The sequence below is a fragment of the Paenibacillus sp. KN14-4R genome, assembly GCF_052180255.1.
Taxonomy (GTDB): Bacteria; Bacillota; Bacilli; order Paenibacillales; family NBRC-103111; genus Paenibacillus_AM.
In genome coordinates this window covers 1,771,600-1,787,586 of sequence record NZ_CP197466.1, presented here as the reverse complement: position 1 = coordinate 1,787,586, position 15,987 = coordinate 1,771,600, and the positions used below count along the sequence as shown (strand labels likewise).

At 41.5% G+C, this 15,987-nt stretch carries 14 protein-coding genes; 4 read left to right on the top strand and 10 right to left on the bottom strand.

Annotated elements, in window-relative coordinates:
* Positions 1-118: 118 nt before the first annotated feature.
* Complete coding sequence (locus tag ACSBOP_RS08400) at positions 119-1,156, bottom strand: Gfo/Idh/MocA family protein (RefSeq protein ID WP_442603960.1); 1,038 nt, start codon at positions 1,154-1,156, stop codon at positions 119-121.
* Positions 1,153-1,887, bottom strand: a complete 735-nt coding sequence (locus ACSBOP_RS08395) for a ThuA domain-containing protein (RefSeq protein WP_442603959.1) — start codon at positions 1,885-1,887, stop codon at positions 1,153-1,155. Before ACSBOP_RS08395 ends, ACSBOP_RS08400 begins: the two co-directional genes overlap by 4 nt.
* A gap of 188 nt (positions 1,888-2,075) precedes the next feature.
* Here ACSBOP_RS08395 and ACSBOP_RS08390 point away from each other — a divergent pair, with 188 nt between their 5' ends.
* On the top strand, positions 2,076-2,993 hold the full coding sequence (locus tag ACSBOP_RS08390) for a helix-turn-helix domain-containing protein (protein WP_442603958.1): 918 nt from the start codon (positions 2,076-2,078) through the stop codon (positions 2,991-2,993).
* Here ACSBOP_RS08390 and ACSBOP_RS08385 read toward each other — a convergent pair.
* On the bottom strand, positions 2,968-4,071 hold the full coding sequence (locus ACSBOP_RS08385; RefSeq protein WP_442603957.1) for a glycosyltransferase: 1,104 nt from the start codon (positions 4,069-4,071) through the stop codon (positions 2,968-2,970). The genes ACSBOP_RS08390 and ACSBOP_RS08385 overlap by 26 nt on opposite strands.
* A 219-nt stretch (positions 4,072-4,290) precedes the next feature.
* Entirely contained in the window at positions 4,291-4,842 is a 552-nt protein-coding gene (locus tag ACSBOP_RS08380; protein ID WP_442603956.1) for a hypothetical protein, read from the bottom strand.
* A 94-nt stretch (positions 4,843-4,936) separates the two neighbouring features.
* Between ACSBOP_RS08380 and ACSBOP_RS08375 the strand changes: the two genes are divergently transcribed.
* Positions 4,937-5,536 carry a TetR/AcrR family transcriptional regulator gene (locus ACSBOP_RS08375; RefSeq protein ID WP_442603955.1) on the top strand — a complete coding sequence of 200 codons (600 nt, stop codon included), beginning with the start codon at positions 4,937-4,939 and terminating at the stop codon, positions 5,534-5,536.
* A 72-nt stretch (positions 5,537-5,608) separates the two neighbouring features.
* On the opposite strand, the gene ACSBOP_RS08370 is transcribed toward ACSBOP_RS08375, so the two are convergent.
* The 5 genes from ACSBOP_RS08370 to ACSBOP_RS08350 form a co-directional block, all read right to left on the bottom strand.
* Positions 5,609-6,466 carry an alpha/beta hydrolase gene (locus ACSBOP_RS08370; protein WP_442603954.1) on the bottom strand — a complete coding sequence of 286 codons (858 nt, stop codon included), beginning with the start codon at positions 6,464-6,466 and terminating at the stop codon, positions 5,609-5,611.
* Between the two features lie 57 nt (positions 6,467-6,523).
* The gene (locus ACSBOP_RS08365) at positions 6,524-7,510 is read right to left on the bottom strand and encodes a FecCD family ABC transporter permease (protein ID WP_442604422.1); all 987 of its coding nucleotides are present in this window, start codon (positions 7,508-7,510) and stop codon (positions 6,524-6,526) included.
* A gap of 34 nt (positions 7,511-7,544) precedes the next feature.
* Complete coding sequence (locus ACSBOP_RS08360; RefSeq protein WP_442603953.1) at positions 7,545-8,552, bottom strand: FecCD family ABC transporter permease; 1,008 nt, start codon at positions 8,550-8,552, stop codon at positions 7,545-7,547.
* A gap of 10 nt (positions 8,553-8,562) precedes the next feature.
* The gene (locus tag ACSBOP_RS08355) at positions 8,563-9,558 is read right to left on the bottom strand and encodes an ABC transporter substrate-binding protein (protein WP_442603952.1); all 996 of its coding nucleotides are present in this window, start codon (positions 9,556-9,558) and stop codon (positions 8,563-8,565) included.
* 138 nt (positions 9,559-9,696) lie between these two features.
* Complete coding sequence (locus ACSBOP_RS08350; RefSeq protein WP_442603951.1) at positions 9,697-11,310, bottom strand: AraC family transcriptional regulator; 1,614 nt, start codon at positions 11,308-11,310, stop codon at positions 9,697-9,699.
* Between the two features lie 103 nt (positions 11,311-11,413).
* On the opposite strand from ACSBOP_RS08350, the gene ACSBOP_RS08345 reads away from it, so the two are divergent.
* A complete protein-coding gene (locus tag ACSBOP_RS08345) occupies positions 11,414-12,331 on the top strand; it encodes a sugar phosphate isomerase/epimerase family protein (protein WP_442603950.1) in 918 nt (305 codons plus the stop codon).
* 94 nt (positions 12,332-12,425) lie between these two features.
* Here the strand turns inward: ACSBOP_RS08345 and ACSBOP_RS08340 are convergent, their stop codons facing one another.
* The gene (locus tag ACSBOP_RS08340) at positions 12,426-14,897 is read right to left on the bottom strand and encodes an S-layer homology domain-containing protein (protein WP_442603949.1); all 2,472 of its coding nucleotides are present in this window, start codon (positions 14,895-14,897) and stop codon (positions 12,426-12,428) included.
* Between the two features lie 157 nt (positions 14,898-15,054).
* On the opposite strand from ACSBOP_RS08340, the gene ACSBOP_RS08335 reads away from it, so the two are divergent.
* Positions 15,055-15,951, top strand: a complete 897-nt coding sequence (locus ACSBOP_RS08335; protein ID WP_442603948.1) for a DUF2268 domain-containing protein — start codon at positions 15,055-15,057, stop codon at positions 15,949-15,951.
* The last annotated feature ends 36 nt before the right edge of the window (positions 15,952-15,987 follow it).

Sequence of the window (15,987 nt, the reverse complement as noted above, 5' to 3'; positions counted from 1 at the left end):
TCCCAACAATGTATTAAATGAATAAAATAGTTTAATAGACCCATGAGAAGTATACAGCAAATCGGCATACGAAATGAAGAAGTATTTTTCCAAAAGTTTCCGATATCGAAAATCTGCCTTACAGGACGATCTCACGACCCCTCTCAGCAGACTCATATATCGCACAGAGGATCTTAATCATGTCCACGCCGTGGTCAGGTATGATAATCGGTGTTTCACGTCCAAGGACACACTCGATAAAATGGTGAATATTTGCCGTATGTTGAGGGATCTGTGCAGCAATAAATTGAGGTTTCTGGTCGATAAGTACGCCTTCATTCTCAGTAAAGAGACTCAGCTTATCATTAATAAGGCTAAACCCACCTTCAGTACCTCTCCATTCGAGGAATTTCTTCTCCTCTTCAATGTTGGAAGCCCAACTAAATTCGATTTGCAGCGATGCGCCGTTGTCAAAACGGATAAAACCTGCTGCTAAATCTTCCACATCAAACGTCCCCTCTGGGAAAATACCTGACGCGTCTGGCCGATCTGCGAACTTACGATAAGTCGAGCCTGATACTGTAACCGGCTTCGGATTTCCGCTCAACCACATAGCCAAATCGATCATATGCACGCCAAGATCGATAAGCGGCCCACCTCCTGATAATTCCTTTGTCGTGAACCAACCTCCACGCCCTGGGATACCCCGACGTCGAATCCAGCCGCATCGCCCCATGTACAAATCTCCAAGCTGCCCTTTCTCGATGACACGCTTAGCGAATTTTGCTTCCTCGCTGAACCGATTATTACGCATCACCATAAGCAGCTTACCCGAATCGCGTGAGGCATCCGCCATCTTCTGCGCTTCGATCGGATTAATCGCATCCGGCTTTTCGCAAAATACGTGCTTGCCACTTTGCAGCGCAGCAATTGCAATTTCAGAATGATACAAGTTCGGCGTGCTGATTCCAACGATATCGATAGATGAATCACCCAACAGCTCACGATAATTGTCATATACCTTAGCATCTGGAAAGTCTTTAGAAACTTCTTCTGCAGACGAACGGAATGCATCACAGAACGCGACAACTTCTACTTCTTTATGTGTCATCCAACCTGGTAAATGAGCCCCTTTGAAAATACCACCTGTACCAACTACCCCTACCTTTAGTGTCATTGGCTTTTATCCTCCATGCTTTCAAGTGGTTGGGCATTCCCATACCGGGGATATTCGCGCTCAATTGGAGCAGCCCATTTTACTGCATTGGAAATAATCTTGCGGACTTGCGGGTTATAATAGGTCGGGTAAGTTTCGTGGCCAGGTCGGAAATAGAAAATTTTCCCCATACCACGCGTATAACAGCACCCACTGCGGAACACTTCTCCTCCTTCAAACCAACTCACCATCACTAATTCATCAGGTTGCGGGATATCGAAGTGCTCGCCATACATTTCTTCTTCTGGAAGCACGACATATTCACCAATGCCTTCTGTGATCGGATGACCCGGGTTAACGACCCAAATACGCTCCTTCTCACCTACTTCCCGCCACTTCAAATCACAGGAGGTTCCCATTAACTTCTTGAATATTTTGGAAAAATGTCCAGAGTGAAGTACAATCAATCCCATTCCTTTGAGAACACGTTGATATACCCTTTCTACAATCTCGTCCTGAACTTCTCCATGTGCGATATGTCCCCACCAGATAAGGACATCAGTATTGTTTAATACTTCTTCGGTCAATCCATGTTCGGGTTCGTCCAACGTAGCTAGGGTAATATTTCCTTTAACCTTAAGACCTTCTGCGATTACGGTGTGCATCCCTTGTGGATAAATAGATGCTGCTTTTTCGTTCATTTTCTCATGCCGGTACTCGTTCCAAATTGTAGCATTGATTCCTTTGCTCATCGGTTGGACTCTCCCTTTAGTTTGGATTTTCTTCTCTTCTCTATCTTATCTCAGACAAAAAGGACATTCGATTTCTTTTTCGATTTATTTTATACGGTATTCTGTCATTGCTATCGATATAAATAGCGTTTATATTAAAAATATATTACGCGATCTTGTCGAAAGTACAATCAGTAAGGAGCACAAGCATGTACCCTGAAATGCATCACGAACAAGTCGTTTATCAGAATCCTTTTCTAGCTATACGGATATGGCAGCAGGATTCCGAGTATTTTGCCTCTGAAGAAATAAGAATGCGAAGAGAACAAGAATGGAAACAGAAGAAATTTTACGATTGGCATTATCACAAAGAGGTGGAGTTCCTATACATTCAGGAAGGGGAACTCATTTTATTCTACAAAGAAGAGCAACGGGTACTTCGAAAAGGAGATATCGCAGTCATCGGTTCCAGTGAACCACACTTTACCCTGCAGACGAAGGAAGGCAATACAAGTCAGATTGTATTCCAGATCGACTTGCATAAATATTGGGATCTTAACACGTTAAACAACATGCAGCATTTCTCTGAGGTTATTCGTCCGCTTAGTTCGCTTAATTATGTATATGAAGACAACATGAATGCCCGAATGCAAACAGCAGCCCTTATCTGCGAAATCTATCAAGAGATGAACGATGCCCAAATTGGCTATGAGCTCGCCATCTCTTATCGGATCAAGAACATCTTATTGCTGCTGCTTCGCAACGATACGAAGCAGCAATTGAACTATAACGACAATCGACTAATCGGTAGGCTTCAACCTGCCATCGATTACGTCGAAGAAAACTTAAGCGAGAAGCTGTCTATTACTGAAATCAGCCATATGCTCAACATGAGCTATACCCATTTCATTAAATCTTTCAAAAAAGCTATCGGAATGACTTTCACAGATTTTGTTGTCTTTAAACGGGTTAAAAAAGCCGAACAACTACTGCTTACAAGCGACAGGAGCATTTCAGAAATCGCTGAAACAGTCGGAATCTCCAATCTTGGCCATTTCTATGGCATGTTCCGCCGCCTGAATCATCGCTCACCCAAACAATTTAGAGATTACCATAAACACGAATAAGCTCGTTCCCGATTTTTTCAATTGAGAATCTCTTTCTCACTGTTCTTGCACCAAATTTACCTAGGAATCGAGCCTTTTTGGGGGTATTCAATAGTTTAGAGATATCATCCGATAACTTACCAATCGTTGTAGCTTCTAGTGCTCCATGATCTCCAAAATGAGCTCGAACGATTTTATTCAAATTTTTAGGTTTAATTAAACCACAATATCCCGCTACTCCTGCCGCGATAACTGGTCTCGCACACGCCATCCCTTCAAGAGCAACGCGTCCTGTTCCCACAATAACATCTCCTGCAAAATAAGCATGTTGAATATCAGATAAAGCATGTCGGATATAGATAGCTTGCCTACCAAGACGACCGTTTACTTTAGCTGCAAGTGCTAAAAGTTTGGATCTCATCGCGTAAGTCCCCGGTCCGAATAGAACAGCTACAAAGTTAGGATTATTTCTAGCAACGATCTCTGATGCTAAGATCACTTTTTTTGCGATTTGAATTTTATCTCGAGAAAATCTTCCTGCATAGACTAGAATCTGAGCCGATTGTGGTAAGGAAAGTACTTTTCTCCACTTCTTTTTAATGGAAAATGTATGAAAAACTAAGGTGTTAATGCCATTGGGAATCATCCGAATTTTTTTCGCAGGTATGTGAATTTGTCTAACTAACCAGCTAGATAACTGCGGTGACACCACAATGAGACGTTTTGCCACTTTCGACATCTCTTTTAAAGCAAACTGAGTATGATAAGTACCATGTATTGTCGCAATAAATGGTATTTTAAGTTGATGATGCAAAATTGCAGCATGACGAAATGACTTTGAATCATGCGCATGAACAACCTTGTATCTTCCCTTAGTTACGATCGAGGATAGAGAGGATACTTGAGTTGCTAGCGATTTTTTTCTAGGAGGGAGAAAATGAACTTTAATCCCTGCTTGTATAAATGATTTTAAAAGTGGCCCTCTTCTAGTCGCAACACCTACTTGAAACCCTTTGGAAATTAAATATCGAGAGACAGAGAGAATGTATTTTTCAGTTCCTCCCGTATTCAACCTCGATACCAGCATCAGAACTTTCACATTCCCACCATCCTTAGTTTACGATCATTTTCAGAGATTTAAGCCCTCTCTTAATAAGTATCTATTTAAGCTTATGAGTCCGTAATCAATACTGCTTGTGCAAATCGGACATTTTCATAGATTTCTTAAAAAAGTGAATTACAAAAAGAGCAGGTCAATTCCATTGACACTGCTCTTTCTCATCACGTTTGAATTTGTGGCGGCTTACTCACTCTTCATTTAATACCTAACGGACTTTGAATTCTTTTCTTGTTTCGGCCAGAGTGTATAGCTGAAACTCCATAAAAAATCGATGCCTAACACGGCTCCCCATAATCGAATGATATCAAACAAACTTGTTGTTCTACTCTCGTCCCCAACTAAAAGAATCATGCCATAAAGGAGTAGACACCCAATCAAACAACCTAGCAAATGAAGACACCACATCTTACGTTCATGACGAGCGTGCCCTGCTCCGAACTTAGGAGCTCGAACTGGTGCAGTTCCACCTGCAAAGTGATGTGCAAATCGAACGTCTGCCCATTTGATCATCCGATGACCGAATGCAATGGAAACACCGATATACACGGCTGCAAGACCATGCATACTCGTTGCGACTGCTCCATTTCGTAAGTCAATCACCGTTGCCCCTGCAAGCAGCAAGTCAATAAAAGGGGTACAAATCAATAGGATGGAACCTACCCTTTTCATTCGAAGGATATACCTAAAGAACAGTCCCCCAAGAACAAAAAGCCAAAATCCAATTTCACAGCCAATAATAAGTGCAAGCATAGGTTTAGCGACTCCTTTTTAATACAACCGTATTATAAACTGAAGTTATTGTAGCACGGTTGTATTAAAAAAACAACAGTGATATAATTTAACTATGCCTAAAATAGTAAATCATGATACTCGTCGGGAAAAGTTAGCAGAAGCAGCTTGGCGCATCATTCGGCATAGCGGGCTAGAAGCGGTATCGGTACGAAGTGTAGCAGAAGAGGCAGGCATGTCATTAGGTGCGCTCCGTCATTATTTTGCAACTCAAGCCGAACTACTCGAATTCTCCATGCGTTTAGTCGCCGATCGTATTACAGAGCGAATTGAACAAATTGCACTTAATGAAGAACCATTAGAAGAAATCGAGAGGGCCATTCTCCAATTAGTTCCGATGGATGATGAACGTCTTGCTGAAAGTGAGGTTTGGTTATCTTTTATCGGAAAAGCTTTAACTGATCCCCAACTGAAAACGCTCAATCAGGAGATGTATGAGGGACTATCGAGGTTTTTCCATCTCATTATTCATGTAATGATAAAATTGGAATTAACTAAACCAGACATCGATGCTGAACTCGAAGCCAGACGGCTGCATGCATTAGTAGATGGGCTACTCGTTCACGGGGTCACGAACCGAGTAGATTGTCCGCCAGATGAGATCTCGCGCGTTATCAGATACCATCTTAACAGTATTCTTTTACACGAAAAATAATCCCTTCTGCGCTGAGGCACTGAAGGGATTGTTTTTTATATCGATATAAAGGTGAATACTGTGAAGCTAAACTTAAGGTTTTAAAGCAAATCTCGCAGCCCGACTAAGTAACCCTGGCAGCACGGAAACATGACCTTCTCCCTCAAATTCTTTGAACTCGACATTAAGACTCGAAGTTTCTGAAGCAGCTAGACGATCTGCAAGAGCTTTCGCGTTCTCATTCATACGACTTGGATGTGTTTGTTCCAGCTCCCCGACCGTAATTAAGAGATTCACATTCATGCCATCTTGCTCTAAACGGGACACCAAATCCCGCTCCGCTTCCAGTATGAATGACTTATTCCAATGAATAGATGGACTTCCTGCAATATACGTCTGATAAGCATGCGGATGCTTAAAGAGCACCTGAAGCACGAAGAGGCCGCCAAGGGAGTGCCCAAAGATCGTTTGTCGATTGGCATCGATCTCAAACTTACTCACGATCCGAGGTTTAAGATCTTCCTCAATAAATTGGAAGAACGACTCCGCGCCCCCCATCTCCGGCCATGGACTCCCATCGTAACTCTTAGGTAACTCCTCAACTGCAGTAGGTAATGTAAAATCGTAAAACCTTGCAGGATCAAAAGGAGCTTCTGTCGGATAGCCAATCCCTACGATAACCGCTGGAGTCACCCCTGTCTTCTCGGGTCTGCGTGATTGTACACGTACCGTTTCAACCATCGTGCCGAATATCGCATTACCATCAAGCAAATAGATAACCGGATAGCCCGCTGGAGGCGGTGCTTCACTTGGCATAGCGACAAAAATTCGATATTCACGTTCGCTTCCACTCGCACGCATCTCCCACTGCTCCGTACGTAACATAGTCACTTCACACCCACTGATGGGGCTGCCATTTCCTTCAACTTGCTTACTTGATTGTTCGTTCACTGCTCTTCACTCCTCTCGATGAAACCCTATGTAAAGCAAAGGAAGCTAACTACTCGCCTAGCTCCGACCCTTTTTTCTGTAAAGCAATAAAATGAAATAAGGAACTCCAATAATGGCAATGACGATACCAACTGGCAATTCTGCTGGTGCGAAGATTGTCTTTCCAATAAAATCAGAAACCGTAACGAGCAACGCTCCAACAATCGCGCACACTGGAATAATCCGTCGATGTGCATGACCTATCAACCGTTTGGCGATATGAGGGGCCATTAGACCCACAAATCCAATACCTCCCGATACAGACACGCAAGCACTAACAATCCCGATGCTACATAGTAACAGCACCGCTTTTTCTTTTTCAGAAGCTACACCTAGACCAACAAGGCTGTCCTCACTTAGTTGGAACAAGTCCAGAATATAACTCTTCCTCATAATGATCGGAATGAGAATCACAAGCCATGGAATAATCGAAACAATATAGCGCCAATCCGCGTTATATACACTACCCGAATTCCACACAGCCGCCATCTCAAAATCGTTCGGATTCATTTTCAAAGTCAGGAATAGAGTGACAGCTCCTAATCCGGAAGCAATTGCAATACCCGTTAACAATAAGCGCTGTGGTTCTAGTTTTCCATCCTTCCAAGAGAACAAATAGATCAATAGAGCAGCTAGAAGCCCGCCCATCAGGCCGAAAAGCGGCATAGCCATGATCGAACCCCATCCCGTGCCCTTTATCTTCCCTTGGAAAAAAAACATAAAAATAACCATCGCCGCGCCTGCACCTGAGTTGATCCCGAGTATGCCAGGATCGGCTAAACCATTTTTCGTAATGCTTTGAATAACAGCCCCTGCAATACCAAGTCCCATTCCGACTAGCACTGCAATGACTATTCGAGGCAGACGAAATTCAAAAATGACCAAGTCATAATCAGGAAGCGGATTAATACGCAGCAGTGTATGAATCACGTCCGTAAACTTCATATCAAACGTACCGTTCGTCATGCTCACATACATAGTCACCAATAAAATCACAATACCCATTGCCATGACCAAGGTAAATCGGTTTCCATACCCTTTATGCACGCCTCCCGCCTCCCCTTGTTCGAATTAAATAAAGGAAGAAAGGGACGCCAAGGATAGATGTTACGACACCAATCGGCATCTCAAACGGATAATTCAAGAAACGACTTAGGATATCGCACAATGCTAGAAAAAGACCACCCAGCACACCTGAACATGGAATGACCCATTTATAATCCAAGCCGGTTAAGAATCGGGCAATATGAGGCACGATAAGCCCAACAAATCCAATTTTTCCAGCAAGTGCAACTGAGATTCCCGTTAAGATCACAACACTGCATATCGTCGCGAATTTGATAACGGAAGTCTTTAAACCCAATCCAGTCGCAACCTCTTCACCCAAAGATAGAACTGAGATGGATTTAGATAGGAGGATCGCCATCACGATCCCCACTGCAGCAAATGGTATTGCAAGCTTAATCAGTTCCGGATTCATCTGATGCAGTCGTGCATTGTACCAAAAGCTAATATTTTGAGACATATGAAAATAAGTCGAAAGTGCCGCAGAGATACTGCTCAGAAAAGTACCAATGATTGTTCCCAGAATAGCCATTCGAACAGGAGAAAGTCCCCCTGGAAGCATCGATGCCATCCCGAATACGATCACAATGCTAAGCGCCGATCCTAAAAATGAAAACAAGATCATTTCCATAGAGGAGGAATTCGGTATAAAAATCATACATATTGTAATCGCAAACACGGAACCGTCAGATACCCCCATAATGGAGGGGGATGCAAGATCATTTCTTGTCATCCCCTGCATCAACGCCCCGGATATCGCTAAGAATGCTCCGATCAACACGGATCCAACTGCTCTCGGAAACCTAGAATTCATAATGATCTGGTGATTCACATTATCTGGGTCAAAATGCATCAGCGCTTCAAGTACCGTGCTTATTTCAATGTTCTTAGCTCCATATAATATGGATAAGAACAAAATACAAATGAGTATGAATGGTGCGCTCAATAAAATTAGAGCTGGTGCTGATACTTTTATACGCATGCCTATTAGCTCACTTTGCTTGAGTTATCTTGCTGTTTTTTACAGCTTCCAAGAATGTCATTTTGCTAAATAAAGTACCACCTTGAAGATTAGGATCAACTATATTGACGAACAAATGACCATCTTTCACAGCTTGAATACTTTTCCAAACTGGGTTGTTTTGCAAATCATCAAGAGCCTTAGGCTTGTCTTTATTCTCATCTTCAGCAAATTGCACGAACAAGTAATCAGGGTTCATTTCGGACAGTTTTTCAAGGGAAACCAATTGTTGATTTTTCGCTTGTTTGACTTCTGCAGGAACTGAAGCTCCTAGATCCGCGTAGATCGAAGTGTTAAAGAACACATCCTCTGGATAAATAAATGTATTTCCTACACGAACCCGAATGACAAGCACTTTCTTATCTTTCAAGACAGGTCCGATCTTTTCTTTAAGTGCTTTACTATCATCTTGGTATTTCTTCATAGCCTGTTTTGCTTGATCTTGTTTACCAGTCAGTTCAGCTAATAAATTCAAATTCGCTTCCCAGTTCGTTGAAACGTGAGATATCGGAATCGTTGTTGCAACTTTATTTAGCTTTTCAATGGATTCTGCCGGAAACTTCGTACTAGCTAGAATTACATCCGGTTTCAACTTAAGGACAGACTCAATGTTAGGTTGCGTTTTCTCCCCAATTTTCTCGGCGTCTTTCGTAATTTTTTCAAAAATTTGCGGGAATTGACCTCCGACCGTCGTAGCTCCAGTTGGTTTAACATCGATTACCAAAGCATCTTCCATCGATTCCATCGAACCTGTGATGACGATTTTGTCTGTTTTCGCTGGTACGGTATAATCTTTTCCTAAATATTGAATTGTTCTTGGCTTGTTATCTGTTGTAGCTGGTGTACTTTGGTTATTTGAACTTGGCGCAGCAGATGCTGATGGAGCAGTTCCCTCTTTTCCACCACATGCCGTCAGACCAATCATCATTGTTAATGCTAATGCACTATATCCTACTTTCTTAAACATCAATATCCTCTCCAATCCTTATTTTCCATATTATTGAGAATTGTTATCAATTTACTGATAATAATTCTCATTGGATTATAAGCGACTCTCTCTTATTCGAACATGGACAATTTCCAGAACCCATTTGTACAACCTCATTTATCGTCTCGATAATTGCTTTACCACATCGTCAATCATACGTTCACATGCATATGCCGAATACTCTCGCCATGGGTCAGATGAAATCTGATACACCTGATTTTTACGTACAGCTTTTAAATCCTGCCACAATTGGGATGCCTGCAGTACCTTCCATTCTTTTAAAGAATCAGATTCCTGACACACATTAATTAATATTCGATCTGAATCTATCATTGCTAATTGATCCTCAGATATCGTCTGTCTGTCATTCGTGGGATCAAATATCGGGTTCATTTTTAATTGCAAATCATGATACAACACATCATTCATCCCACGAGTTGGGGAAATAAAACCATTCTGCTTATGCATGCTCATGACGAATATCGAATCATCACCTAGCTTACGCTTCAGACTTTCTTGTGCTGCCTTTACTTTTCGGTCATAGGCTTCCAGCCAGCACTTGGCCTCATGTTCAGCGTGGATAAATTGTGCTGTAAGCATAAGCTGCTCTCGCCAACTTATCGCATGCGTCGGTATGTACAATACAGGTGCAATGGCTTCTAGTTGTTCTTTTTCGTGTGGATGCAATTGATCTTGATCGCATATCACAATATCCAGCTGGGCCGTTTTTAACACCTCTATATTCGCTTCCCAATCCTGATTGTACCGATATGCACTCAGATGAATGGGAATCTCGGAACGATACATTTTGTAATAATAGGCCGTCCATTTCGGATGAAGCGGTGCTGCATATGGAAATATCTTGAGCGCAAGCATTTGACCGAGAATTCCTGACGAATAAGCACCAATTTTGCGGCGACGATTCTTCACATAGATAGATGGAGATACGCCCATTTCTTTCTTGAACTTGCGGCTAAAATAAAACTCATCATGATACCCCACTTGATGAGCAATATCGCGCATCCGAACATCCGAATGCACCATCATCTGCTTCGCATGGCGAAGTCGAACCTCAGTGATATAATCGATTGCACTTTTTCCATACGTTTTTTTGAATAAATCAACGTAATATTTAGGACTGAGATCTGCAATCGCAGCTAGTCGATCAATCGTTAAGTTCTCACTGTAATGGCTATTAATAAAGGCTTTCGTGCGATCAAGGGCTGATCTTGGATCAGACTCCGGTAGAAGTCGAATATTGTTAAATAAATGGAATAAGAGTTCCTGAAAAGCAGACTGCCCACGAAACCGCTCCAAAGGATACTCACTGCACGTACAGCTATAGATCAATTCGCATAACATAACCGATTCCGCATCTCGATGAATGGGAAGTTCACCTTGCAAGTTACATTCGTCTGGCGTGCCTGAGTCCCAATAAACATCGAAGCGGATCACATACAGTTCACCAATTCCGTCATCCTCTCCACTAATACCAACTGTCTGACCAGGTGACGCAAAATGAACGGCATCCTGCCTCAATCGATATTCCATATAATCAATCGTGAGCTCACTTTCGCCGTTCTTAAGTAAAAGAAGCGCATGTGAATCTAGCAGCTGCTGTTCCATTTCACTAGCACGCACGATATCCATGCTCTGCAGTTTAAACCACATTTTGTCCAGATACTTAAGCACATGATCTGTATCTACAAGTCCATTAGGCAAACCAAACACCTCTGTCTATTTTTGAAAATGATAATCATTATCATTAAAAATTTAGCACAAAGTTGAATATCGGTCAATCCATTGCTATATTGGACAAAAAGAGGTGTCCTATTTGAAACAATTCATGATCGGTCAATATGGTCATTTTGACTCCAACAAATTTGAAAAAGATTTTAGAAATGACTTTCACGGCATTGAAGCCTGTTTGTTTACAACCCATGAGGACTGTTTAAATCTAATGTCAGCGGCGAGGGATAGAAAGTTTCAAATCGGTGTGCACTACCCTTTTCGTGCGCATCCTTCCCGACTACGAGATGCTCCATTCTTATCTAGTGACGAAACCATCCGAGAAGAAGCTTTCCAGCACGTTCAAGAGGAACTCGACTATTTAACAACCGTTCAGCCTGAATATGTGCTGTTTCATTATCCAAAACCGGTCATCCTAGATGATAGAGTCAATTGGGATCAATGGCGATTTACTGATCCTTCCGAGTACGTGATGGAAAGTAATTACACATTCGATGAACTAGTGGAGCGAAGCGAAGCTCTTTTCAAATGGTTAACGGAAAAAAGTAAACAGTATCACTTCGTACCCGTCTTGGAGTTCGATGCGTTGAACAAATACATATACGAAACTGATTATCTGGAAAAATTGCTAGAACAATATCCAACAATCAAGCTATGCCTGGATACAGGAAGATTATTTATTCAAGAGAAAATAGATCCGTATTTTGATGCCTTGAAGATCATTAGGAAGTATGCGAAGTATGCGCACTCGATCCATCTGTGGAACGTGCAAGTAAAAGATGGTATCCGCAATAATCGCTACCCCGTTCTGCCCCATTTAAGTCCTGAAGAGGGTTGGGCGCCGATTGAAGCGTATTTGACTATCATTCGTGAGGAAAATAGCGATGTCAGAATTATGTTTGAACACAATTCGAGTCTTGTAAGTGAGGAGCAATTGGAACAATGCTATACGTGGGTAGACCATATATTGAACAAGCAAGCTGACCCGCGATTTCATTCGTAAATTTTTTTTACAACACAAAAAGATTGCCTAAGTTCCGACTGTTCTTGTCAGAATGTGAGCAATCTTTTTATACTGTGTCAATTAAAGTTCAATATCAAATTAAATCAGCAATTCGAAGTAACCTTTGAATCATAACTGCAGCCTCTGCACGAGTCATGTTTTCTTTAGGAGCAAGCTCTGTGGTGTTTCGCCCAGAAATAATTCCTGCCTGCAAACATTGAGCAAAGCTGTCTATTGCCCAAGTCGATACATCAACCTTATCGGAGAATGAACTCAACAATGATTTTGCATCGTTTGTTGAGCGTTTTTCTTTTAAGCCTGTAACTTTCGTCGCTTTTGCTATTAGGGTAATGGCCTGTTCTCTTGTCATTTTATCCAGTGGGCGGAACTCCCCTTGCTCAAAACCCTTAATCAATTTATAGGAAGCTGCTGTATTTATCACATTATTGTACCAATCCGAAGAACTTACATCTGAAAATGTAGAGGGTCCATCCTCTAATTTCATGCCTAGTCCTCGAACGATAATTGCTGCAAATTCTGCACGTGTGATATTCTCGTCTGGCATAAAGGTGTTTTCACTATTTCCGCTAATAACCATTCTTGAACCCATTTCATTAATAGCATCCTTGGCCCAGTGATCAGCTACATCTTTGAACTGAACTGGATGCCAGATGAGAGAATAAGCGCTAGGGGTTATGCTATTTATCTTCGCAAAATATTTACCGTCCACGATCTCGATCTTTGTCGGCACATGACGGACGGCTCCATTCGATTCAACAACAATTCCTGTTGTGATTTTATTCGGATCCATATCATCAGGAATCAGCATTTCATGTGTCACGAATGTGTTGAAATGAGTCAAATCAATCGAAGAATGACCATGAATAGCTTTTATCGAGAAGTTGTATGGTTGCGCCATCAACGTAAATTTATTTTTAACAGCTTCCCGCTCCACAGTCTTCATATGATCTAAATCTGGTGCGGCGATTTCAATCTGTACATACACATCTTGAAGTGCTATATTACCCCCAAATTGATCCAGTATCGATTGCAGGCTAATCTGCTCAGCAGGTAAAGTATAGATCCCCTTGTCGGACTTGAGCTGAATGATTGCTTGCTTTTGTACTATGCTCTTTATCGACTCGCCATTAAACTCAACTACCACGACATCCGCATTCGTATTCATAGGAATCGAAAGAACTGCGTGCTGCTCCAATAGCGCAAATTTAGCTGCAAGAGTTTTCCAATCTAATGCCACTTTGCTCACTTTCTGGTTGTTGATTTTCGATTCAGTAAACGTTGCTGCACGTTCTTTTTTACCATTAATCAGAACATCATATACAAGATTTGATTGCACGGGTAACGATGAATCTATCCACTTATTCGTGCTCACATCATCTCTAGTATTATCTTCTACCTGAGGTAACTTTGGAGTGACAGCGTTAGAAATAGTCGAAGATGTGCTACTTCCTAAACGATTGATCGCCTTGACCGTAAATGTATAAGAGGTGTCATTCGTAAGGCCTGTAACCGTTATGGGGCTTGTACTCCCTCTTGTGACAATATTCCCAGGTGAAGAGGTTACCTCATATTCGGTTATCGGGCTTCCCCCATTATCAATAGGTGCGTCAAAAGTAATAATCGCTTGTCCGTTTGTTGCCGAAGCCATTATATTCGTTGGAAGCCCAGGGACAGTCATTGGAGTTGCGCTTATCTCATTGGACACTGGACTGGAAATTCCTGCTTTTGTCGCTACTACAACAAAATAATAGGTCGTTCCCTTCGTTAATTTCAACGCATTTAAACTATGTACTGAACCAGGAGTAGTAGCTAACTCTTTTCCATAAACACCGGGTGTTGTACTCTTATATACTTTGTAAGTATCATTGCCATTAACCACATTCCAGTTCAATGTGATCATCTTATCGCCTGCTGTTGCTGTAACAATCGGCGCTGCTGGAGCTTCAATTGTTTTAATATCATTCACTGAAAGTGTAACAAGTTTAAACTGCTTGATCACTTGATTATGATCTACTTCGTATACGCCGATATATTTATTTTTTTGCAAATCAACACCTTGAATATCTTGCCCGCTCATATAAGGCATATAGGTAGCATCGCCGCTAGTAAGCATATCTCCTGTATTCGGGACCTGTATTTCTAGATCTGAAATTTTAATAATTAGTGAACGGTCTGGATCTATCTTTGCTGTAATGGCTGATGTACCAATTGCTATCCCGGGTGCAACCTGTACCGTTAATTCTGGTACTTTTTGAGGAATAGGGGCCAATGCTAAAGTTGACTCCTTTTGAATATTGTAATCTGACAATGTCCGATCATTCTCTAGCACTTTTCCTGCAAATAAGAGCCTCTGCAGTTCGATAGGAATTCCCTCTTTATCTGTAATCTTCTGTTTTACATTCTCGATCGAGTCACTGGCTTCTACATCTAACGTAATGGTTTTAATAGTTAAGGTCTTCACGAAGATTTGCATCGCGTAGGCCGTTGAATTAAATACCCCCATTAATGCAAAAATGACCAACAGCATAGAAATCTTCTTTTTCATTTGTTTTCTCCTCTTTTTTTCGAATAGTAGTAGGATTTTACAATAAGAACTCCATTATTACCACAAAAATCTTGCAATTCTACGAATACCGAATATAGCTAGACTATTGACTCTCACGTCGCGTGATGCCTTACAGTAGCAATTGGAGGCGATCGATATGAAAATAAGTATTGAAAATACAATTGAACACTATGAAAAAATGTACACAATGGAAGAAGGTCGAGAAAACTATTTTCGATACACCATGATGCAGCCATTTGAACAGATGTGGAACACGATCCACGTGCCTTTAGTCGCTAAGCAAGCTAATGGATATGATGTTATAACGGCTACACAGATGATGGGTTATTTGAACGTAGCCAACACCGAAAATGGAAAAATAGCGTTAAAAAAATTACAAGAAATCCAGGCCCTTCAAACGGCGAATGAAACATTAAATCGCTGTGTTCATTTTATCCAAGAGAATGATCTACAGATTCGTGCAGATGAATTACGGTTTGGATTGTATATCGCTGACCCCAAAAAGCTAGAACTACAGCAGGGTTATTGTGGTTTTGGAGGAATACCTGGATATATTCAAGTCACCATCTACCCCAATTCTTATAATGTTCCTAGGCTTCCTGCACTCATCGCACATGAATTCCATCATAATATTCGTTTTTCCTATTTTGACTGGGATCATGGGAATGTTACAGTTGGTGATTATTTAATTATTGAGGGATTAGCGGAGTCATTTGCGCGAGAGCTTTATGGAGAAGATCAATTGGGACCATGGGTGACTTCCTTTGATAAAGAAGACTTCGAATACTCCCTGGAAGTCATGAAAGATGCCTTACATATAAAAGGATTTGCCGAAGTGAGCAGTTACATGTTCGGAGACACCTTTGCCAAAGAACAAGGGTATCCACCTGTTGGTTTATCACCATTTGCAGGATATGCTGTTGGATACCAAGTCGTACAGTCTTTCATGAAAACCAATCATGTGGGAATTCGAGAAGCTTCTTTACTGGGTACAGATGAAATCATTCACAACTGCGGACTGTTCTCTAAATAATTATTTATACCTTTGGAGGCACCTTTGGAGGCATTA